Genomic DNA, 22,713 nt, shown 5'->3' on the forward strand with positions numbered 1-22,713 from the left:
TATACATTTGTCGTGATTATAACCAACACGACTCTCTACATTTATGGAATTTAACGTCCCAAGTTTAGAACTTCCTTTCTTTGCTAATTTATTGCTATTATTAGTACTAGCAAGATTTTTTGGCGAAATCATGGAGCGTTTTAAACAACCTGCTATGATAGGTGAAATTTTAGCTGGTGTTCTTTTAGGACCAACGATTTTAAATTTTATTCATCGTACCGAAGAATTAAAAGTAATTTCTGAGTTAGGAGTTTTTTTATTGGTTATCATAGCAGGTCTAGAAATAAATTTAGATGAAATCGTGAAATCGATGAAGGGTCGAAATATTGTGATTTCACTTTTAGCTTTTTTTATCCCTATTGTTTCAGGTTTTTTCGTAGGAAGGTATTTTGAGTTGGATGTAATGACGACCATCTTCATTGGATTATGTGTCGCTATTACCGCTTTACCCGTGAGTATTCGAATTCTGATGGATTTAGGCAAACTAAATTCTTCTGTAGGGCAAAAAATTATTTCTGTTGCTATTTTTGATGATGTTATTGCGCTAACAATTTTAGGAATTTTATTAGACATTAAAGATGTTGAACAAACATTTGCAAACATTACTAATGCTACATTAATAACCCTTTTAAAACTAAGTTGCTTCTTAATTTTAGTAATTGCCACCTATCGCGTTATTAGAAACGTATCTAGAGAAGAAAATTTAATAGAAAACAAACTAAACAAAATACTTTCTGTACTAAAAGGAAAAGAATCGCTTTTTGCTGTTTTCTTTGTGTTTATTTTAATTTTTGCCACCATTACAGAGAGTATAGGATTGCATTTTATTATTGGTGCTTTTTTTGCTTCCATGCTAATTTCAAAAGAATTGGTTGGCGAAAAACATTTAAACACATTTCACAACACCACAAATAGTATGGCAATGGGATTCTTAGCTCCAATTTTCTTTGCAGGAATAGGATTGGAATTTCAGTTTTCGTCAATTCAAAATTATCCTTTATTATTTGCCATAATTGCCGTTTCTTTCTTATCGAAAATTATTGGTGGATATGCTGGAGGCCGTTTTGCACGATTAGATCATAAAATTTCGCTTGCATTAGGTTTTGGATTAAACGCAAGAGGGATAATGGAATTAGTAATTGCTAACATTGCTTACAAAGCCGGAATTATCAATACCGAAATTTTCTCGATGTTAGTTATTATGGGACTTATTACCACATTAGCGACTCCTCTTTTATTAAAAAGAGCCTTTAAATCGATTGATAAAGTTGCTTAAGTTTTAAATTCGGGAAAATAATTCATAATTTATAATTCATAATTCACAATTATTTTTATCTTTGCACCCGAATTGCAACCATACAATTCATACATAAAAATCATTTAAAATAATATTGGCATGTACTTGACAAAAGAAACGAAAGCTGAAATCTTCGCTAAACACGGAGGAAAAGCTGAAAACACTGGATCTGCTGAAGGGCAAATCGCATTATTTACATTTAGAATTTCTCACTTAACTGAGCACTTGAAAAAAAATCGTCATGATTTTAACACTGAGCGTTCGTTAGTACTTTTAGTAGGTAAAAGAAGAAGTCTTCTTGACTACTTAAAAAAGAAAGATATCAACAGATATCGTGAGATTATTAAAGAATTAGGTATTAGAAAATAATCAACTAAAGGGGCTTCGTGCCCCTTTTTGTTTTATTTATATTGACAGAAAAAGTTTGGTTTTTCATTGGGTTACAAACAACTACACACACAACAACAACACAACTGACCCTTTGTTTAATTTAGAATTAAAAATTTATGATTCCAAAAGTATTCCAAGAAGTTATCGATTTAGGTGACGGAAGAAGCATCACAATCGAAACTGGAAAATTAGCCAAACAAGCAGATGGATCTGTTGTTGTTCGTATGGGCGATGCCATGTTATTAGCAACAGCAGTATCTGCAAGAACATCAAATCCTGGTGTTGATTTTTTACCTTTAACGGTTGATTATCGCGAAAAATTTGCAGCAGCAGGTCGTTTTCCTGGTGGTTTCTTCAAAAGAGAAGCTCGTCCAAGTGACAGCGAAGTATTAACAATGAGATTAGTAGACCGTGTATTACGTCCACTTTTCCCAGACGATTACCATGCTGAAACACAAGTTATGATTCAATTAATGAGTCACGACGAAAATGTTATGCCAGATGCATTAGCTGGATTAGCAGCTTCTGCAGCATTAGCAGTTTCAGACATTCCTTTTTATAACTTAATTTCCGAGGTTCGTGTTGCACGTATTGACGGAAAATTCGTTATCAACCCAAGTAGAGAAGAATTAGAGCAATCAGATATCGACATGATGATTGGAGCTTCTATGGATTCTGTTGCCATGGTAGAAGGAGAAATGAAAGAAATTTCAGAAGCAGAAATGGTAGAAGCTATCAAATTTGCTCACGAAGCCATCAAAGTTCAAATTCAAGCTCAAGAGCGCTTAAGAGCTGCTATTGGTTCTCCTGCTTATAGAGAATATGAAGGTGAAAAAGAAGACGAAGCTATTTACGCTAAAGTAAAAGCTGCTGCGTATGACAAATGTTATGCAATTGCTCAAGAAGCTTCAGGAAAAAGTGAAAGAGGCGAAAAATTTGCAGCTGTAAAAGAAGAAGTAAAAGCTTTATTTACAGAAGAAGAATTAGCTGAAAACGGAGATTTAGTAGGGAAATATTTCTACAAAACCAATAAAGAAGCAGTTCGTAATGTAATCTTAGAAAAAGGTTTACGTTTAGACGGAAGAAAAACAACTGAAATCAGACCAATTTGGTGTGAAACAGATTATTTACCTTCTGTTCATGGCTCGTCTTTATTTACACGTGGAGAAACTCAAGCTTTAGCAACAGTTACTTTAGGAACTTCAAGAGAAGCTAACCAAATAGATTCTCCATCTGAACAAGGTGAAGAAAAATTCTATTTACATTACAACTTCCCTCCTTTCTCAACTGGTGAAGCAAAACCTTTAAGAGGAACTTCAAGAAGAGAAGTAGGTCACGGAAACTTAGCTCAAAGAGCGTTAAAAAACATGATTCCTTCAGATTGTCCTTATACAATTCGTATTGTTTCTGAAGTATTAGAATCGAATGGTTCTTCTTCAATGGCAACGGTTTGTGCTGGTACAATGGCATTAATGGATGCTGGAATTCAAATGGTAAAACCAGTTTCTGGTATTGCGATGGGATTAATTACTGATGGTGAAAAATTTGCTGTATTGTCAGATATCTTAGGAGATGAAGATCACTTAGGAGATATGGACTTTAAAGTAACTGGAACTGCTGACGGTATTACGGCATGTCAAATGGACATCAAAATTGATGGTTTACGTTATGACATCATGGAACAAGCTTTAGGTCAAGCAAGAGATGGACGTATGCATATTTTAGGAAAAATCACTGAAACTATTGCAACTCCAAGAGCTGAAGTAAAACCAAAAGCACCAAAAATTATTACAAGAACAATCCCTGGAGCTTTCATTGGAGCCTTAATTGGTCCTGGTGGAAAAGTAATTCAAGAATTACAAAAAGCAACTGGAACTACTATCGTAATTAATGAAGTAGACGAGCAAGGTGTAGTTGAAATCTTAGGAACAAGTCCAGAAGGAATTGCAACTGTTTTAGCTAAAATTGACTCTATTATCTTCAAACCAGTAATGGGAGAAGCTTACGAAGTAAAAGTAATAAAAATGCTAGATTTTGGAGCTGTTGTAGAATATACACAAGCACCAGGAAACGAAGTTTTATTACACGTATCAGAACTAGCTTGGGAAAGAACAGAAAATGTTACTGATGTAGTAAATATGGGAGATGTATTTATGGTGAAATACTTAGGTGTAGACCCTAAAACTCGTAAAGAAAAAGTGTCAAGAAAAGCACTTTTACCTAGACCTCCAAGAGAAGAGAAACCTATCGAGAAAAAAGATAAACCTCAAGGTTAATTTAGTTACGTTAATTCATAAAAAGCCCCGATTTTAATTTAAAATCGGGGCTTTTGAAATTTATTTTATTTTTTTGTAACTTTTTTGAAACCTCTTACGTATAACAATAAGAACTTTTAAAAAAGTAAGGAGAAATTTAGATGAGACAACTTAAAATTACCAAGCAGGTTACCAATCGTGAAACTGCTTCCTTAGACAAGTACCTACAAGAAATTGGAAAAGTTGACCTTATTACTGCTGACGAAGAAGTAGAATTAGCACAAAGAATTAAAGCCGGAGATCAACGCGCTTTAGAGAAATTAACAAAAGCTAACTTACGTTTCGTAGTTTCAGTTGCAAAACAATATCAAAATCAAGGACTTACACTTCCTGATTTAATTAACGAAGGAAATTTAGGATTAATTAAAGCCGCACAACGTTTTGATGAAACGCGTGGATTCAAATTCATTTCATATGCTGTTTGGTGGATTCGTCAATCGATTTTACAAGCTTTAGCAGAACAATCTCGTATTGTACGTTTACCGTTGAATAAAATTGGCTCTATCAATAAAATCAACAAAATGTATGCCTTATTAGAACAATCTAATGAGCGTGCGCCTTCAGCTGAAGAAATTGCTAAAGAGTTAGATATGACAGTAAATGACGTAAAAGAGTCAATGAAAAACTCTGGCCGTCATTTATCAATGGATGCTCCTCTTGTTGAAGGAGAAGATTCAAACTTATACGACGTTTTACGTTCAGGTGAATCTCCAAATCCAGATAGAGAATTAATTCACGAATCATTACAAACTGAAATCGAAAGAGCATTAGAAACCTTAACTCCAAGAGAAGCTGATGTAGTTCGTTTGTATTTTGGTTTAGGAGATCAACACCCAATGACTTTAGAAGAAATTGGAGAAACTTTCGATTTAACTCGTGAGCGTGTTCGTCAGATTAAAGAAAAAGCGATCAGAAGATTAAAACACACTTCTAGAAGTAAAATATTAAAAACATATTTAGGATAATATATTTGTTTCAGGTTGAAAGTTTCACGTTACTCAGAATAACTTAAAACTTAAACTTGAAACTTGAAAGCAACAACAGTCTAAGACTGTTCGTTTTTTGATTGATGATTGAAACTCCGGCTGATTACCGGAGTTTTGTTTTTAAAAGCAACTTCAAAATTCATCATTCGTTATTCATTGTTCATTGTTGAATACTAAAAATTTTGAATATTCAACTTGGAATTTTGAATGTTGAAATATTATAAATATTGTACATTTGCACTTAACAACACACACTTTACAAGTTTATGAAAAACACACTTATTGCTCCATCAGTTCTTGCAGCTGATTTTGCTAATTTACAACGCGACATCGAAATGATTAATGCCAGTGAGGCCGATTGGTTTCACATTGATATTATGGATGGCGTTTTTGTTCCAAACATTTCTTTTGGAATGCCCGTTTTAGATGCCATCAACAAACATGCTAAAAAAACAATTGATGTTCACTTAATGATTGTTGATCCTGACCGATACATTGCAACATTCAAAAAATTAGGTGCTGATGTTTTAACGGTTCATTACGAAGCTTGTACGCATTTACACCGAACACTTCAAGCTATTAAAGCAGAAGGAATGAAAGCAGGAGTTGCATTAAATCCACACACAAATGTAGATTTATTAGAAGATGTGATTCAAGATATTGATTTGGTTTGTATCATGAGTGTAAATCCAGGTTTTGGAGGGCAATCATTCATTGAAAATACGTATTCAAAAGTTGAAAAACTAAAAGCATTAATCAATAGAAAAAATGCTTCAACTTTAATTGAGATTGATGGCGGTGTCACAAATAAAAACGCAAAACAATTAGCTGATGCAGGTGCTGATGTGTTAGTTGCAGGAAGCTATGTTTTTGGAGCACAAGATCCAATTGCTACCATTTCAGATTTAAAATCAATTACGAAATAATACAAATTAAACCTGACAGGTTTTTGAAACCTGTCAGGTTTATTAATATTGATCAATTAAGTATTTTATTAAATCTGTTGTCGTAATTATACCTACCAATAACTCCTCTTCACAAACAGGAAGTGCATGAAATTCTTTTTTAGCTAAAATCTCAGCTGCTTCTTTAATTGTAGTATCAGGAGAAATAGCAACTATTTTTTTTGCCATTACTTGTTCAACGGTAAACATATTATAAACCGTTGTATCTACCACATCTTCATCGTCGTCGATTGCATCTGCAAAGGAAATACGGAGTAAATCGGTATAACTCAACATCCCAACAATCTTATTGCTATAAACAACCGGAATGTGTCGTATATGATGCTTTTTGAATAGCATTTCAGCTTTAGTTAAATCATCTGATAAATTTAACTTTACTACATTTTTTGTCATTATTGTTGACACAGGAACCTTTTGTTTCATGACCTTGAATATTTATTGACATAAAGTTACTCAATATTCAAACATCAAAACATGATTTATGTCAGATATTTAACTCTTATTCGTTAATAAAATATCTTTCATTGTAATTAATCATGTGCTTAACCTTCAGAAATATAGAAGGAAATTTTAGCTTAAACTCATCTGGAGACTCAAAGAAATACTCTAATAAAACAGCAACAAATTCAAACTGATTTTCATAGGCATAATCACGTAAAAAACCTGATTCAACTAAACGTTGTTTGACTTCAGGTTTTGAAACTACACGAAATAAATTTTGAAGGGATTCGTTGAACAAAACAAAAGTTGCTTTATCACTTTTTAATGCATAAATATGAAACGCATGAGTAAATTCATGTAATCCTAAGTTAAGGTTGTCATTTGTAATATCAATTCCTTCTTTGAAATGTTTCCATGAAAAAACAACACATTCCATTCTTGGATTAAATTCTCCTTTGTGGTAATTATCATTTTGTGAAGAATAATAAATATCGGGATAAATAATAATTCGTTTGAACAATGGATTTAAATATTCACGCATTCCAAAAGTTAACATTACATATGTTGCTGATATAGTTACTTTCATTTCTTCGGTAATTTCTATATCTCTACCTTCAAAATTATAATGCAAAATTAACTTAGCTACTCTATGTTCGAAATATCTTTTATACTTAGGTTTTAATCGATTGTAAAAATGAAAATTTGTTGTTAAGATATGCTTTCGAGAATCATTTAACTTTAAAAAATTTACATTAGCAAATACCACTAAAGGTTTTTTATAATTACGCAGATAAACGATTTCTGTTACGTAAAAAGCAAAGACAAAAAAGATAGCTGCAAAAGGAGCCACCACAACAAACATAGCAATGTAGTCAGCTAAAAACAATTCGTATTCAACAGGTGGCGTTTGCATAAGATTTTGAGACTGTTTTACAAATAACGTAAAATAATGTGTTTTAAAAAAAATAAACGTCAAGAAATCTTGACGTTTATTTGTGACCTCGGCAGGGTTCGAACCTGCAACCCTCAGAGCCGAAATCTGATATTCTATCCAGTTGAACTACGAAGCCATTTTTTAAGAGAATAGAGCAAAGAAAAAAGAAGAAAGACCTCAATCTTTGCTCTTTTATCTTTGCTCTTTCTTCTTATTTAAACTAAAAGTTTCTTTACAATTCCAGAAATTACTTTTCCTTCTGATTGCCCTCCAATTTGAGCTGTTGCTAAGCCCATTACTTTTCCCATTGATGCAATTCCTGAAGCACCTGTTTCTGCAATGATTTTTGAAATGATTGCTTCCACTTCTTCTTCTGATAATTGTGCTGGTAAAAATTTTTCAATTACAGCAATTTGCGCTAATTCTGGTTCTGCTAAATCAGGACGGTTTTGTGCTGTGAAAATTTCTGCACTATCCTTACGCATTTTTACCAAACGTTGTAACATTTTGATTTCGTCTGCTTCTGATAAACCATCTGCTGCACCAGCTTCTGTTTTTGCTAAAATAATTGCTGATTTGATAGCTCTTAATGCTTCTAATGCAACTGAATCTTTTGCTTTCATGGCTTCTTTCATGTGATCCATGATTTTTACTTCTAAACTCATATATTTATGTTTATTGTTTAATTGTTATTTTTTGTTTCAAGTTTCAAGTTTCAAGTTTCAGGTTTCAGGTTTCAGGTTATGTCTAACTTTTACTCTCTACCCTCTCGTTTTTCTTTGCTACCCCAGATGGCAATGGAAAGCTTTTTTGAATTATTGTGCGAATTTTTCTTTTTTTAAAAAGCGACCCAAGAAGCTCTTTTAAAAAATTAGAAAAATGGCATGATAACCAAAAAACTTGAAATGAACAGCTGGAAATAGGTTCTAAAAAATCTAATGCAAAAGTAATAAAAAAACCCGAAAATTGCTCTTCGGGTTTTAGGGGTAGGTTAGTTTGTAATAGATTAATCTACATTATCGTGAAGGAACGAATTGTTAGAACGAAGTTGGATATCATCGTTACTATCGATTCCTAATGACATTCTAGACTGATTGCTTGCGTTGTTTGGTGTAGAAGTTACATCAAACCCCATTCTTTTGTATGCCGGAACTCTTTCGAATTCATCAATTTGTGCATTGTTGTTGAATTTATGATTGAATTCTTTCATTTTTCTTTTACGTTCTTCAGCTCTAAATTTTAATGTTTCTTCGATTGACATTTCTAAAGGTGAAGTGTTATCTAATTGAGCTGCATCTTCAAACTTTTGAACATTTGTTTTCATGGTAAAGTTCAATTCCTCATCGATTGGTTCGTTAACTACTTCGATAGGTTTTGATGCTACTAACTCTTCTTCTTTTTCTAAGTAATCTTCTAACGAATATTTGATAATTCCGTTTTGATTTACTTCCGTTACTGGAACTACGTTAATAGGATCTTTTACTTCCATTTGACGTGTTTCTGGAGTTAACTCAAAAACAATAGTACTTTCTTGAGTTACTTCTTTTACTTCTTCTTTTGCAGCAAATAAATCAAATGAAAAACTGATTTCTTCTTCTTTAGCTACAACAAATTCAGGATCTTTTACTTCAATTTCTCTGATTTGTGGTGTGATAATTTCGAATGTTGGCGCTACATTTGGCGTGATTACTTCAAACTGAACGTCAATATTTTTAATTAATTCAGAAGTTGGAACTAAATCCATTGCTGGAGCTACTGGAGTATGAATTTCAGACTTTGGCTGCTCAACTTCTTCCTCTAAAGTGAAAACAATTTTTTGCTCTACCACTTCGTCACAAATTGGATTAATGATATCAGCTTTAACTTCTGTTTCAATTGGAGATTCAAAAATTGGCTCATTAACTGGAAGACTTGCAATTGTTTTGTTTAACAATTCGTGCACAATTTTTTGTTCGTCTTCTAATGAATGAATAATTTTCTTTGGCTCTGTATTTACGATTTCAGCTTGTTGCTCAATGTTAAAACCTGTAGCAATTACTGTTACCGAAATAGCTTCTCCTAAAGCTTCTTCTTCACCAACACCCATAATGATGTTTGCGTTGTAACCTGCTTCAGACTGAATAAAATCATTGATTTCTCCGATTTCATCGATTGTAATTTCATTCGTTTCATCTGTTCCAGAAACGATTAACAATAACACGTTTTTCGCACCTGTAATTTTATTATCGTTTAATAATGGAGAATCTAAAGCGCTTGAAATTGCTTGTTTTGCTCTATCAGAACCTGATGCTGTTGCAGAACCCATGATGGCTGTTCCGCTGTTTGACAACACGGTTTTAGCATCTTTAAGGTCGATATTTTGTGTATAGTGATGTGTAATTACTTCAGCAATTCCTCTTGACGCAGTAGCTAACACTTCGTCAGCCTTAGAGAAACCTGCTTTGAAACCTAAGTTTCCGTACACTTCACGTAATTTATTATTATTGATAACAACTAAAGAATCTACTTGCTTACGTAAACGTTCTACTCCGGCTAACGCTTGCTCAGAGCGAACTTTTCCTTCAAATTGAAAAGGAATCGTAACAATACCAACTGTTAAAATGTCGCGCTCTTTTGCTAATTGCGCAATTACAGGAGCCGCACCAGTACCAGTTCCTCCACCCATTCCTGCGGTGATGAAAACCATCTTGGTATTGCTATCCAACATTTTCTCAATTTCAGCGATACTCTCTATTGCAGATTGTTGACCTACTTCAGGATTTGCTCCAGCTCCTAAACCTTCAGTAAGATTAACACCTAACTGAATTTTATTTGGTACTGGGCTATTTTGCAATGCCTGAGAATCAGTATTACAAACTATAAAATCAACACCTTTAATGCCTTGTTTAAACATGTGGTTTATGGCATTACTACCTCCACCTCCAACGCCAATTACTTTAATTACGTTAGATTGGTTTTTAGGTAAATCGAATGAAATGTTTCCAAATTCTGACATAGTATCTCCTTTTATTCTGCGTTATCTAAAAATTCTTTAATCTTATCAATGTATTTATCAAAAAACGAACGTTTGATTTTGTCATCAGTTGTTTCGTGTTTGATAGGTTGAGTTGCTTTTGGCTCCTCTTTTTCTTCCTCAATAATTGGCTCTTCAACCACAATTTGAGGGCGAACCACCACTACTGGTTCTTCTTTTTTCATTTCTACAAACGGAGTAGCACTTTTAGTATTATTTCTAATACTGTTCATTACTAATCCAACCGCTGTAGCATATAAAGGACTTGACAATTCTTCGTCTGAATCTCCAGCTAAATGCTCGTTTGGATAACCAATTCTAGTATCCATTCCAGTAATGTATTCAACCAATTGTTTGATGTGTTGCAATTGCGCTCCACCTCCAGTTAATACAATACCTGCAATTAGTTTTTTCTTAGGATCTTCGTGTCCGTATAATTTAATTTCAGCATATACTTGCTCAATGATTTCCACCACTCTTGCGTGAATAATTTTTGACAAGTTTTTTAGCGAAATTTCTTTTGGTTCTCTACCTCTTAATCCCGGAATAGAAACAATTTCGTTGTCTTTATTTTCTCCAGGCCAAGCTGAACCAAAACGAGTTTTTAATAACTCGGCTTGTTTTTCGATGATTGAACATCCTTCTTTAATATCTTCCGTAATAACGTTTCCTCCGAAAGGAATAACTGCTGTATGACGAATGATTCCATCTTTAAAAATGGCTAAATCAGTTGTTCCACCACCTATATCTATTAAAGCAACTCCTGCTTCTTTTTCTTCCTGACTCAATACTGCATCAGCCGAAGCTAATGGCTCTAATGTTAATCCAGATAATTCTAATCCGGCACTTTTGATGCATCTTCCTAAATTACGAATCGAAGCCGCTTGCCCTACCACTACGTGAAAACTAGATTCTAATCTTCCACCGTACATTCCGATAGGTTCTTTAATTTCGGCTTGACCGTCTATTTTAAACTCTTGTGGCAATACGTGAATAATCTCTTCACCTGGCAACATCGCTAATTTATGAACTTGTCCAATTAGCGTATCAATATCAGCATCACCAATTACTTCTTCCGCATTTGGGCGACTGATGTAATCGCTATGTTGAATACTGCGAATGTGTTGCCCGGCAATACCTACAACTACGTCATTAATTTTATAACCCGAATCGTTTTCAGCATCAGTAACCGCTTGCTGAATCGACTGAATGGTTTGTGTAATATTATTTACAACACCTCTGTGAACACCTAAACTTTTTGATTTTCCTATTCCTAGAATCTCAAGCTTTCCGTATTCATTCTTCTTCCCTATCATCGCTACAATCTTAGTTGTACCGATATCTAATCCTACTGCAATGTTGTCTTTGTTCATAACTTCTCCTATTTCTTACAAACCACTTGTTGTGTAAACATCAAGTTCACTTCTTTATAATTTTTAATCAATGTATCTTTAATAGCATGATGGTAAAAAGCTTTGTAATTCTTAAACTTTCTTTCCACATTTTTTGGTTGCCCAAACACTATTTTATAATCATAACTTCTGTTGGTTAATACCACATTTCCAGAAGGCAAAATCATAGCAGCCGTAATGTTTTTGCTTAAGAAATCGTCTTTTTTGATTTCGTTAAACAACTTCAAAAATGGCTTACAATTTTCTTCACTTATTGCGCCGACAACCAGCGGAACACGTGCCGAAAAATTTTCCGACAATGACATCCTATCTCCTTTTGAATCAAGATAGTAACTATCAGCATCAGTAACAACTCTTACGATTGGGGTCTTTTGAGTAATACGCGTATTTAGAAATCCGTCTACTGTTGAAAAAACTTGTGCTTTTTCAATCATCTCGTGATCATCGAGAACAGTTTCTAAAGTATTCAAATCTAATTTATCTTTTTGGATTGTTGAAGCCCCTCCAAAATTTTGTATTAACAAGTTATTAACCATTTCATGTGTTAAAAACATATTCTCATTCGACTCAAATTTGATGTCTATCTTACTGATTTTGCGCTGACTATTTCGCTTTGACGAAAAAGAGTAAAGGAAAATCATTGTAAAAATGATTAACACCAAGCGAATAGTATGCCAATTAATTCTTCTCATGAAGCGCTTTTTTTAGATCTTTTACAAGCTCACCAATGTCGCCCGCACCAATCGTTACAAACACATCGGCATCTGAATTTTCAAAAGCCGTGAACAACTCGTCTTTGCTGACTAATTTCTTATTTGGATTATTAATTTTATTCAACAACCAAGTCGAATTTACTCCTTCCATTGGCAACTCGCGAGCCGGATAAATTTCCAATAATAAAATCTCGTCGAATTGACTTAAACTTTCTGCAAAACCATCTACAAAATCTTTCGTTCTACTGAATAAATGCGGTTGAAAAGCAGCGATGATTTTTTTACCCGGATACAATTCACGAACCGCTTGATGTACTGCGTTAATTTCCGTTGGATGATGTGCATAATCATCGATATAAACTAATTTTTCTTCTCTAATTTGGAAAGAAAAACGTCTTCTTACTCCTTTAAAACTTGCTAAAGCAGCAATGATTTTTTCATTGGAAACGCCATACGATTTCGCCATTGCAAAAGCTAATAATGCGTTAGTCAAATTATGATGACCTGGCAACCCAAATTTTACATTTTGAACTACTTCAGTTGGTGTTTTTACATCAAATGCATAAAACCCATTTTCAATTCGGATGTTTTGAGCTGAAAAATCAGCATCGTTATTAACACCGATAGTATTTCCTTCTAATGGCAATCCTTTGATTACGTATAAATTTTCGCTTGGAGTTTTGGCTGCGAATTCTCTAAATGATTCTTCAATACTAGCTGCATCACCATAAATATCCAAATGATCAGCATCCATTGAAGTTACACAAGAAACGTTTGGATGTAAATGCAAAAACGAACGATCAAATTCATCCGCTTCAACAACCGTAACTGTTTTTCCTGAACCAATTAAGTTAGAGTTATAGTTCTCCACAATTCCACCTAAAAAAGCGGTAACATCTACTCCACTTTCATATAAAACGTGACCTAAAATACTTGATGTTGTAGTTTTTCCGTGTGTTCCAGCAACAGCGAAGCAATAGGTGTCTTTTGTAATAATTCCTAAAACTTCCGCACGTTTTTTAATTGTAAATCCTCTTTCGATGAAATAATTCCATTCGGAATGTGAAACTGGAACCGCTGGTGTTACGATTACCAATGTGTTTTCAACATAGAAATCGGTTGGAATTAAGCTGATATTATCTTCAAAATGAATTTCTAAACCAATTTCTTGCAACTCATCTGTTAACTGCGTTGGTGTTTTGTCGTAACCCATTACTTTTTTTCCAATGTATTGAAAATAGCGAGCAAGAGCACTCATTCCGATGCCTCCGATGCCGATGAAATAAACGTTATGTATTTGATTTAGATTCATATTATTTTGTTTCAGGTTTCAAGTTCCAAGTTTTAGAAATTGAAAACATTTAAACTAATTTCATTATTTCGTCTGCGATTTGCTTTGTAGCATTTGGCAGTGCTAATTTTTTTATGTTTTGACTTAATTCAGCTTGTTTGCTTTCGTTTGAAATTAAATCGGAAAAAACCGTTTCAAATTGAGATTCTAATTCTGATTCTCTTATCAAAATAGCTCCGTTTTTATCTGAAATTGCTTTAGCGTTTTTTGTTTGATGATCTTCGGCAACATTTGGTGATGGAATAAAAATCGTTGGTTTTCCCACAATACACAATTCCGAAACAGATGATGCTCCTGAACGTGAAATTACAACATCCGCAGCAGCGTAAACCAAATCCATTCTATCAATAAAAGCTACTACTTGAACGTTTTCTTTTTCATTATATTTTGAGTAATCGTTCAAATACAATTTTCCGCATTGCCATATGATTTGAATGTTTTGACTCAATAGAAAATCCAATTCTTTTTCAATCAATTGGTTAATTCTTCTAGCACCTAAACTTCCGCCTAAAACCAACAATGTTTTTTTATTTGCATCTAATTTAAAATAAGCGATAGCTTCACTTTTGCTTGCTTCGTTAATCAAATCTTGACGCACTGGATTTCCAGTTAAAATCATTTTATCTTTTGGAAAAAATCGTTCCAAATTTTCGTAAGCGACACAAATTTTATTCGCTTTTTTAGCTAATAATTTATTCGTGATTCCAGGATACGAATTTTGCTCTTGAATAACCGTTGGAATATTTAACATCGAAGCCACTTTCAAAACGGCTCCGCTTGCAAAACCTCCCGTTCCAATTACAACATCAGGTTTAAAATTTTTGATAATTCGGAATGAATTCCACATACTTGAAAGTAGTTTGAATGGAAACATCGCATTATCTAAAGTCAATTTTCTTTGAATTCCTGAAATCCACAATCCTTTGATGGCGTAACCTGCTTGAGGTACTTTTTGCATTTCCATTTTATCTTTGGCACCTACAAAAAGAAACTCTGCTTCTGGAAAACGAGATTTTAATTCGTTTGCAATCGCAACAGCTGGATAAATATGCCCGCCAGTTCCGCCTCCGCTTATTATGAATCTTGGTTTTTTCATTACTTTTTATTTAAAACTGCGTTCATCGGATTTTGTCCGTTTACTAACACATCTCCGTTTCCATCTTCGATTAAAGATTCTCTAATCGAACTTTTAATCTCGTTTATTTTTTGCTGATTTTCATCGGAATCTTTCTCTTCATTCAAAGCCACTTGCGCATCAATAATTTGCTGTAAAGCTTCATCACGTTTACGTTTTTCTTCTAAGTCTAAAGCAACTTCTTCTTCTTTCTTGGTAACACTTAAAATAATTCCAACAGCGATACATGTCATCCAAATGGAAGTTCCTCCACTACTTATCAAGGGTAAAGGTTGCCCTGTTACTGGCAATAATTCTACGGCAACTCCCATATTCACAAATGCTTGGAATATGATTGGGAATCCGAGTCCGATGATTAATAATTTTCCGAATAAACTCGAAGCTTTTTGAGCATTGATAACAAAACGAATTAACAATAACAAATACAATCCAATGATGGTTACTGCACCGACTAATCCCCATTCTTCCACAATAATTGCGAAAATAAAATCGGAAGAAGATTGCGGTAAGAAATTTTTCTGAACACTTTTTCCTGCTCCTAATCCAATTACACCACCAGAAGCGATAGCGATTTTTGCTTTTTCAATTTGGTAATCGTCTTCATTTGGCGTGTCTTTGGTAAAACGTTCGATACGATTTTCCCAAGTACTAACTCTACTGAAGAATTTATTATCTGGAAATGCTTTTGCTAATAACAAGAATAACATTAAAGCTGCCAATCCCATTCCTAAAACATATCCTAAATATTTTAAAGGATATTGTCCGATGAAAATTAACATGCAAATCATGGCAAAAATTAAGGCTGTTGTTGAAAAATTGGCGGGTAAAATCAGCACTAAAACCGCTCCAACAGGCACCCATAATTCTAAAAATGATTCCTTAAACGAATATACTTTATCGCTAACTTTTGCCAAATAACGCGCCACGTAAACCATTATAACAATGAATGCTAAGGTAGACGTTTGGAAACTCACTCCTACAAACGGAATTTGAATCCAACGACTAGCGTTTGCACCACCAATTTCTGTTCCTTTGAATAATGTGTAAACCAATAGCAATGCTACTAAAGGAATACCAAAAATGGATAAGGCTTTGAAATAATGATAAGGCATTTTGTGAATCCAATAAATGATTACAAAACCCAACAAAACATGAATAGCATGTTTAATTAAATGTCCGATTGTCGTTCCGTTTCCGATAACGTAAACTAAATTGGTACTAGCGCTATACACTGGCAAAAAAGAAACCAAAGCCAATAGAAAAACTATGGCCCATATGGTTTTATCTCCTCTTATTTTACCAATGATATCGAACATTTTATTGTTTATTGTTTATTGTTTATTGTTTATTGTTTATTACAAATTGTGAACCGCTTGTTTGAATTGTTTTCCTCTGTCTTCGTAGTTTTCGAATAAATCGAAACTTGCACATGCTGGCGACAATAATACGCTATCTCCTTTTTCTGCTAAACGTTGCGCTAATTGAACTGCTTCAGACATAGAAGTTGTTTCTACCATTACATCAACTACATTATTAAATGCGTTGATGATTTTTGTATTATCAACACCTAAACAAACGATAGCTTTAACTTTTTCACGAACTAAAGGCATTAATTCATCATAATCATTTCCTTTATCAACACCACCTACAATCCAAACCGTTGGAGCATTCATACTATCCAAAGCATAGAAAACTGAATTTACATTCGTAGCTTTAGAATCGTTGATGTATTGTACCCCTTGAATTTTCAATACTTTTTCTAATCTATGTTCTACTCCTTGGAAATTAGTCAAACTTTCTCTGATGGTTTGTTTTCTAATGTTCAACAATTGCGCTACAGCTGTTGCTGCCATTGCATTTTTAATGTTGTGTTTTCCTTCTAGTGCTAGTTCGTTGATTGGCATAGTAAATAATTCGTTTTTAATAGTACTGTTGATGTTGTTGTCTTCTATAAATCCTCCGTCAATTTCAGGTTTTCCTGTTAATGAAAAAGGAACTTTATTTGCTTTTATCTTATTGTTTTTTAACCAATTTTGAATCGCTTCGTCTTCATTGTCATATATCAAATAATCGGCTTCTGTTTGATTTTTTGTAATTCTAAATTTAGAATTGATGTATAAACTGTAATCGTAATTGTATCTGTCTAAATGATCTGGGCTAATATTCGTAATAATTGCAATGTGTGGCTTGTAGTTTATGATTCCGTCTAATTGAAAACTGCTCAATTCCAATACATAAATATCGTGCTTGTTTTCGGCCACTTGCCAAGCGAAGCTTTTTCCAATATTTCCTGCTAATCCTACATTTAAACCACCTTGTTTTAACAAATGATACGTCAAAAGCGTTGTGGTTGTTTTTCCGTTACTTCCAGTGATTCCGACTGTTGTTGCATCTGTAAATTGAATAGCAAACTCGATTTCAGAAATTACTGGAATTCCTTTTTCGATAAGCTTTTTTACGATGGGAGCTTTTTCGGGAATTCCTGGACTTTTCATTACTACATCGGCATTCAGAATTAATTCTTCTGTGTGCTTTTCATCTTCCCAAGCGATTCCATTAATGGTAAGAACTTCTTTATAATTTTCTTTTATTTTTCCAAAATCCGATACAAAAACATCGTATCCTTTTTTCTTTCCTAATATGGCGGTTCCTACTCCACTTTCGCCTCCGCCTAAAACTACCAGTCGCATCTTATCTTAATTTTAAAGAAACGAGTGAAAAAATTGCTAACAGAATTCCAACAATCCAAAAGCGGGTTACGATTCTACTTTCGTGATAACCTTTTTTCTGATAGTGGTGATGCAATGGTGACATTAGGAAAATTCGTCTTCCTTCACCATATTTCTTTTTGGTATATTTGAAATAACTCACTTGAATCATAACCGATAAATTTTCAGCTAAGAAAATACCACAAACCACCGGAATCATTAATTCTTTACGAATAGCAATTGCAATTACTGCGATAATTCCACCAATAGTTAAACTTCCTGTATCTCCCATGAATACTGATGCTGGATAAGCGTTGTACCAAAGAAATCCTACTAAAGCTCCAACAAATGCTGCGATGTAAACCGTCATTTCACCCGAATTTGGAATGTACATGATGTTCAAATAATCTGAGAAAATGATGTTTCCCGAAACGAAAGTGAACAATCCGAGAGTGAGCACGGAAATTGCGGAAGTTCCTGCAGCTAATCCATCAATTCCATCAGTTAAATTAGCACCGTTTGAAACTGCTGTGATGATTAAAATTACCATTGGAATAAAAATCAGCCAAGCGTAATCTTTGTAATTATCACCCATAAATGATAATACTTCAGCGTAATCGAATTCATTATTCTTGAAAAAAGGAATTGTTGTTGCTGTTGATTTTTCTTCTAAATCGGCTGGTTTTATGTTGTTTTCAATTTTTACTCTTGATGTTAAAGTATCTTTACGAACCGTTACATCTGGACTCAAATACAAAACAGTTCCAACGATTAAACCCAAACCAACTTGACCAATTACTTTGAAAATCCCTTTTAAACCTTGTTTGTCTTTTTTGAAAATTTTGATATAGTCATCAATAAAACCGATTGTTCCCATCCAAAGTGTGGTTACAATCAACAAAATGATGTAAATGTTATTCAACTTCGCCAATAACAAAACTGGAATTAAAGTCGCCAAAATGATAATAATTCCACCCATTGTTGGCGTTCCTGCTTTTGCGGTTTGTCCTTCTAAACCAAGTTCACGAACCGTTTCACCTACTTGTTGGTTTCTCAAATAATTGATAATTTTTTTACCATAAATCGTAGCAATTAACAACGACAAAATAAAAGCTAATGCCGAGCGAAAAGTAATGTATTGAAAAACTCCTGCTCCAGGAACATCAAAGGCTTTGTCTAAGTATTGAAAGATGTAATATAACATAGTTTAAAAGTTTATGTGTTTAAAAGTTTAAGAGTTAGCTCTTGAAAACTTTACTGCTACTATTTATTCAATTGTTTTAATAACTCAGTTACTATTTGTAAATCGTCGAAATCATGACGAACTCCGTTAATTTCTTGATACGTTTCATGACCTTTTCCTGCGATAAGAATAATATCGTTTGGATTTGCCAATTGACAAGCGGTTTTAATGGCTTGTTTTCTATCTAAAATCGAAACAGTTTTCTTAAAATTTTGAGGTTCTACTCCTTTTTCCATTTCTTCGATAATCGTTTCCGGATTTTCGGTTCTAGGATTATCGGATGTAAAAATGGCTTTGTCGCTCATTGATGAAGCGATGTTTGCCATAATTGGTCTTTTCGTTTTATCTCTATCGCCACCACAACCTACAACTGTAATTAATTGTTCGTTTTTAGTGCGGATATCTTCTATCGTTTTTAATACATTTTCCAATGCATCAGGTGTGTGAGCATAATCTACAATTGCCGTAATTTTAGAATCTGAAACAATAAATTGAAAACGTCCAGAAACACTTTCTAACTCAGAAAGTAAACGTAACGCTTCTACTTTTTCAATTCCTAATTCTACTGCAACTCCGTAAATCGCTAATAAATTATATGCGTTGAACGAGCCAATTAATTTCACCCAAACTTCGTTATCATTGATTTTTAATAACAATCCTGATAATTGGTTTTCTAAAATTTGGGCTTTGTAATCAGCATACGATTTTAATGCGTAAGTCAATTTCTTAGCTTTTGTATTTTGAAGCATTACCAATCCGTTTTTGTCATCGATATTAGTAATTGCAAAAGCTGATTTAGGTAAATTATCGAAGAACGATTTTTTTACATCTCTATATTCAGCAAACGTATTGTGGTAATCTAAATGATCGTGTGATAAATTGGTGAAAACACCACCTTCAAAGTGTAACGCTTCTGTTCTTTTTTGATGAACGCCGTGCGAAGAAACTTCCATAAAGCAAAATTCGCAACCTTCTTGCACCATCAAATCTAAATACTTGTTAATAGTTAAAGAATCTGGAGTGGTATGCGTTGCTTTGAATTCTTGTTCGTCAACCATGATTTTAACGGTTGATAACAATCCAACTTTATAACCTGCTTTTTTAAATAATTGATACAATAAAGAGGCGATTGTAGTTTTACCATTCGTTCCTGTTACACCAACTAATCTGATATTTTCTGAAGGATTTTCGTAGTAATTAGCTGCTAAAAAAGCTAACGCTTCGTTAGAATCTTTTACTTTAATATAAGTAACACCGTTTACAATTACACTTGGGAATTCTTCACAAATTACTGCAATAGCACCTAGACTTAGTGCTTTTTCAATATAATCATGACCATCAGAAAGCGTTCCTCTAATCGCCACGAAAACATCATTCAATTCAATTTTTCTCGAATCGAATTCAATTTTTGAAACAGTAATATCGGTAGCTCCATGAACTGCTTCAATGTGTACTTTATATAATATGTCTTTTAATTGCTTCACGATAATTCGATTATGATAGTTTGATTCTTGTTAAAAGCTTGTCCCGATGTTAGTGATTGTTTTTTCACTCTTCCAACACCAATAACCTTTACTTTTAATCCTAAATTTTCTAGTAAAGCTACAGCGTCCATTCCGTCCATTCCTTTTACATTTGGAATAATTCGCTCTTCTTTTTCTACTTTTTTATAATACTCTGAATATTTTTTTTCTTGAGAAACTACTTTTGCATTGATATTTTTAACATGATTTGTTGATGGAGAATCAGTAAATATTTTTTGTGCGATTCTTTTAAAAACGGGTCCAGCAACATCGGCTCCGTAATATCCAGCCGCAACATTTGGTTTGTGAACTACTACAATACAAGAATATTTTGGTTCGTCTGCTGGAAAATATCCAACAAAAGAAGAAGCATAATATAATTTTGATTTGTCTTTATAATTTACTTGAGCCGTTCCCGTTTTTCCTGCCATTGAGAAATCTTTCGAATACAATTTAGAACCCGTTCCCTTCTTTACTACATTTTCTAAAACGGCATGAACTTTATCTAAAGTTTCTTGTGAACAGATTTTCGGATTGATGACCTGGGTATCAAATTTCTTGATGGTTTTATTCCATTCTTTGATTTCGCTTACGAAAATTGGTTTTACCATTACACCATCATTGGCAACCGCATTATATAATGTCAAAGTTTGCAACGGAGTTACAGATAATCCATAACCAAAAGCCATCCATGGCAATGCCACTCCCGACCAACGATTTGTTCCTGGCTGAGGAATAACTGGAATTCCTTCTCCTTTTATTGGCAAACCAAGTGGCTTATTTAATCCGTAACTATTGATTCTATCTACAAATTGTTTTGGATTACTCTTGTAACTATCATATACTGATTGTACTAAAATGGTGTTAGATGACAACTCAAATCCTCTTGCTAAAGAAATTTTTCCGTAACCTTTCCCATTAGAATCTTTAACAGATCTTCCGTAATATTGAATTCTACCTCCTTTTGAATCATAAACAGTACTCGTATCTGCTTTTTTGTCATCTAAAACCGCAATCAAATCCATTAATTTGAATGTTGAACCTGGTTCATGAGATTCTGCAATTGCATAATTTTGCGTTTCATAATACGAACCATCATCTGCTCTTCCTAAATTTGAAATGGCTTTAATGTGTCCTGTTTTGGTTTCCATTACCACCACACAACCGTGATCAGCGCTGTAATGTTCTAATTGTTTTAACAAAGCATGATGTGCAATATCTTGAATGTAAACATCAATAGTTGAAATAATATCATAACCATCTTGTGGCTCTTTTTCATTTACATCGCTAATAGGTTTCCACTGATTCTTTGCAATTTTTTGCATCATTCTGTGGCCATTTTTCCCGTTTAAATAATCGCGAAAAGCGTATTCCAAACCTTTTCCATCTTCGTTTGAGCGCTCATAACCGATGGTTCTTTTTGCCACCAAACCAATTGGGTGTTCTCTTACTATTTTTTGTTCAATGATGATTCCGCCTTTGTTTGCTCCTTTATTAAATAATGGAAACGATTTCAAACGCATTTGTTCGGTATAGCTCAATTTTTTGGCGATAAAAACGTAGCGACTTTTATTAGCTCTTGCCTTTTGTAATTTTGCTTGATAATGTCCGGATGACTTTCCAAACATAACCGATAACGAATCTGAAAGTGCTTGAATATTTTCTTTGAAATGCTCTGAAGATGGCGCCACCGCATCAAAATAAATAGTGTATTCTGGAATTGATGTTGCTAACAAACTTCCGTCCGCAGAATATACATTTCCTTTATTTGCTGGAATAGTAAAATTCTTAACTGTTCTTTCTTTTGCTAATTTTCTGTAATACGGACCTTCAACCCATTGAATATTGTTGAGTTTTATCAAAATAAATACAGCCATTATGAAAAACATAACAGCTACAAAATACATGCGATACGATATTTTTTTATCTTCTATTGCCATATTTTTAATTTATCCCAAAAACTTTTTTTACTTTCTTTATCTTCAACAACGATTTTTACAGGCGGAACTTCGGAAGGCAAAATATTTCGTGATTCCATTTTCTTTGCTACCGTAGATTCCATTTTTAATTTCATCAATTCCGAACGACGGTCTACAAATTCAGAACGCAATTCTTTAACTTGATTGCTTAATTCAGTAATTCGGTAATTTTTTTCATCGTATTGATGATTATTTGCAATAGCAACCATTCCTAAAACCACAAGAAAAACAATAAATTTCCAGTTCTTAAGAGCGTCATCACTAACAAGAAACTTGGCTTTTAATAAACTGTAAATTCCGTCTTTCAT

19 protein-coding genes and 1 tRNA gene are annotated in these 22,713 nt (G+C 33.7%); 5 read left to right on the top strand and 15 right to left on the bottom strand.

All coding sequences use genetic code 11. The features are described 5' to 3' along the window. Positions 1-43: 43 nt before the first annotated feature. The 5 genes from B0I03_RS03185 (at position 44) to rpe (ending at position 5,914) form a co-directional block, all read left to right on the top strand. Positions 44-1,276: a cation:proton antiporter gene (locus tag B0I03_RS03185; RefSeq protein ID WP_111566028.1), complete on the top strand. Its 1,233-nt coding sequence runs from the start codon at positions 44-46 to the stop codon at positions 1,274-1,276. A 120-nt stretch (positions 1,277-1,396) separates the two neighbouring features. After that, positions 1,397-1,666, top strand: coding sequence for a 30S ribosomal protein S15 (rpsO, locus tag B0I03_RS03190; RefSeq protein WP_008256427.1), 270 nt, complete (start codon positions 1,397-1,399; stop codon positions 1,664-1,666). A 137-nt stretch (positions 1,667-1,803) separates the two neighbouring features. Then, positions 1,804-3,963: a polyribonucleotide nucleotidyltransferase gene (locus B0I03_RS03195; protein WP_111566029.1), complete on the top strand. Its 2,160-nt coding sequence runs from the start codon at positions 1,804-1,806 to the stop codon at positions 3,961-3,963. A 140-nt stretch (positions 3,964-4,103) separates the two neighbouring features. Next, a complete protein-coding gene (locus B0I03_RS03200; RefSeq protein WP_014389330.1) occupies positions 4,104-4,967 on the top strand; it encodes a sigma-70 family RNA polymerase sigma factor in 864 nt (287 codons plus the stop codon). Between the two features lie 287 nt (positions 4,968-5,254). Beyond that, on the top strand, positions 5,255-5,914 hold the full coding sequence (gene rpe / locus B0I03_RS03205; protein ID WP_111566030.1) for a ribulose-phosphate 3-epimerase: 660 nt from the start codon (positions 5,255-5,257) through the stop codon (positions 5,912-5,914). Between the two features lie 42 nt (positions 5,915-5,956). On the opposite strand, the gene B0I03_RS03210 is transcribed toward rpe, so the two are convergent. The 15 genes from B0I03_RS03210 to B0I03_RS03280 all read right to left on the bottom strand — a co-directional run bounded on the left by B0I03_RS03210 (position 5,957) and on the right by B0I03_RS03280 (position 22,713). Next, a complete protein-coding gene (locus B0I03_RS03210) occupies positions 5,957-6,376 on the bottom strand; it encodes a CBS domain-containing protein (RefSeq protein ID WP_111566031.1) in 420 nt (139 codons plus the stop codon). A 76-nt stretch (positions 6,377-6,452) separates the two neighbouring features. After that, complete coding sequence (locus tag B0I03_RS03215; protein ID WP_111566032.1) at positions 6,453-7,307, bottom strand: zinc-dependent peptidase; 855 nt, start codon at positions 7,305-7,307, stop codon at positions 6,453-6,455. Positions 7,308-7,390: 83 nt separating this feature from the next. Continuing rightward, a tRNA-Arg gene (locus tag B0I03_RS03220) sits at positions 7,391-7,464 on the bottom strand. A 79-nt stretch (positions 7,465-7,543) separates the two neighbouring features. After that, positions 7,544-7,993, bottom strand: a complete 450-nt coding sequence (locus B0I03_RS03225) for a GatB/YqeY domain-containing protein (RefSeq protein WP_111566033.1) — start codon at positions 7,991-7,993, stop codon at positions 7,544-7,546. A gap of 341 nt (positions 7,994-8,334) precedes the next feature. Then, a complete protein-coding gene (gene ftsZ / locus B0I03_RS03230; RefSeq protein ID WP_111566034.1) occupies positions 8,335-10,323 on the bottom strand; it encodes a cell division protein FtsZ in 1,989 nt (662 codons plus the stop codon). 11 nt (positions 10,324-10,334) lie between these two features. Then, the gene (ftsA, locus tag B0I03_RS03235) at positions 10,335-11,714 is read right to left on the bottom strand and encodes a cell division protein FtsA (protein ID WP_111566035.1); all 1,380 of its coding nucleotides are present in this window, start codon (positions 11,712-11,714) and stop codon (positions 10,335-10,337) included. 8 nt (positions 11,715-11,722) lie between these two features. After that, positions 11,723-12,445 (bottom strand): cell division protein FtsQ/DivIB, encoded by a 723-nt coding sequence (locus B0I03_RS03240; RefSeq protein WP_111566036.1) that lies wholly within the window; start codon positions 12,443-12,445, stop codon positions 11,723-11,725. After that, positions 12,432-13,778: a UDP-N-acetylmuramate--L-alanine ligase gene (gene murC, locus B0I03_RS03245; RefSeq protein WP_111566037.1), complete on the bottom strand. Its 1,347-nt coding sequence runs from the start codon at positions 13,776-13,778 to the stop codon at positions 12,432-12,434. Before murC ends, B0I03_RS03240 begins: the two co-directional genes overlap by 14 nt. Positions 13,779-13,827: 49 nt before the next feature. Further along, positions 13,828-14,913 carry an undecaprenyldiphospho-muramoylpentapeptide beta-N-acetylglucosaminyltransferase gene (murG, locus tag B0I03_RS03250; RefSeq protein ID WP_111566038.1) on the bottom strand — a complete coding sequence of 362 codons (1,086 nt, stop codon included), beginning with the start codon at positions 14,911-14,913 and terminating at the stop codon, positions 13,828-13,830. Then, a complete protein-coding gene (locus B0I03_RS03255) occupies positions 14,913-16,268 on the bottom strand; it encodes an FtsW/RodA/SpoVE family cell cycle protein (protein WP_111566039.1) in 1,356 nt (451 codons plus the stop codon). Before B0I03_RS03255 ends, murG begins: the two co-directional genes overlap by 1 nt. 39 nt (positions 16,269-16,307) lie before the next feature. Further along, a complete protein-coding gene (murD, locus tag B0I03_RS03260; RefSeq protein ID WP_111566040.1) occupies positions 16,308-17,642 on the bottom strand; it encodes a UDP-N-acetylmuramoyl-L-alanine--D-glutamate ligase in 1,335 nt (444 codons plus the stop codon). A gap of 1 nt (position 17,643) precedes the next feature. Next, a complete protein-coding gene (gene mraY, locus B0I03_RS03265; RefSeq protein ID WP_111566041.1) occupies positions 17,644-18,864 on the bottom strand; it encodes a phospho-N-acetylmuramoyl-pentapeptide-transferase in 1,221 nt (406 codons plus the stop codon). Between the two features lie 59 nt (positions 18,865-18,923). Next, a complete protein-coding gene (locus B0I03_RS03270; protein WP_111566042.1) occupies positions 18,924-20,387 on the bottom strand; it encodes a UDP-N-acetylmuramoyl-L-alanyl-D-glutamate--2,6-diaminopimelate ligase in 1,464 nt (487 codons plus the stop codon). After that, complete coding sequence (locus tag B0I03_RS03275; RefSeq protein ID WP_111566043.1) at positions 20,384-22,366, bottom strand: penicillin-binding protein; 1,983 nt, start codon at positions 22,364-22,366, stop codon at positions 20,384-20,386. Before B0I03_RS03275 ends, B0I03_RS03270 begins: the two co-directional genes overlap by 4 nt. Further along, positions 22,357-22,713: an FtsL-like putative cell division protein gene (locus tag B0I03_RS03280; RefSeq protein WP_111566044.1), complete on the bottom strand. Its 357-nt coding sequence runs from the start codon at positions 22,711-22,713 to the stop codon at positions 22,357-22,359. Before B0I03_RS03280 ends, B0I03_RS03275 begins: the two co-directional genes overlap by 10 nt.

The sequence above is a fragment of the Flavobacterium aquaticum genome (assembly GCF_003259835.1).
GTDB lineage: Bacteria > Bacteroidota > Bacteroidia > Flavobacteriales > Flavobacteriaceae > Flavobacterium > Flavobacterium aquaticum.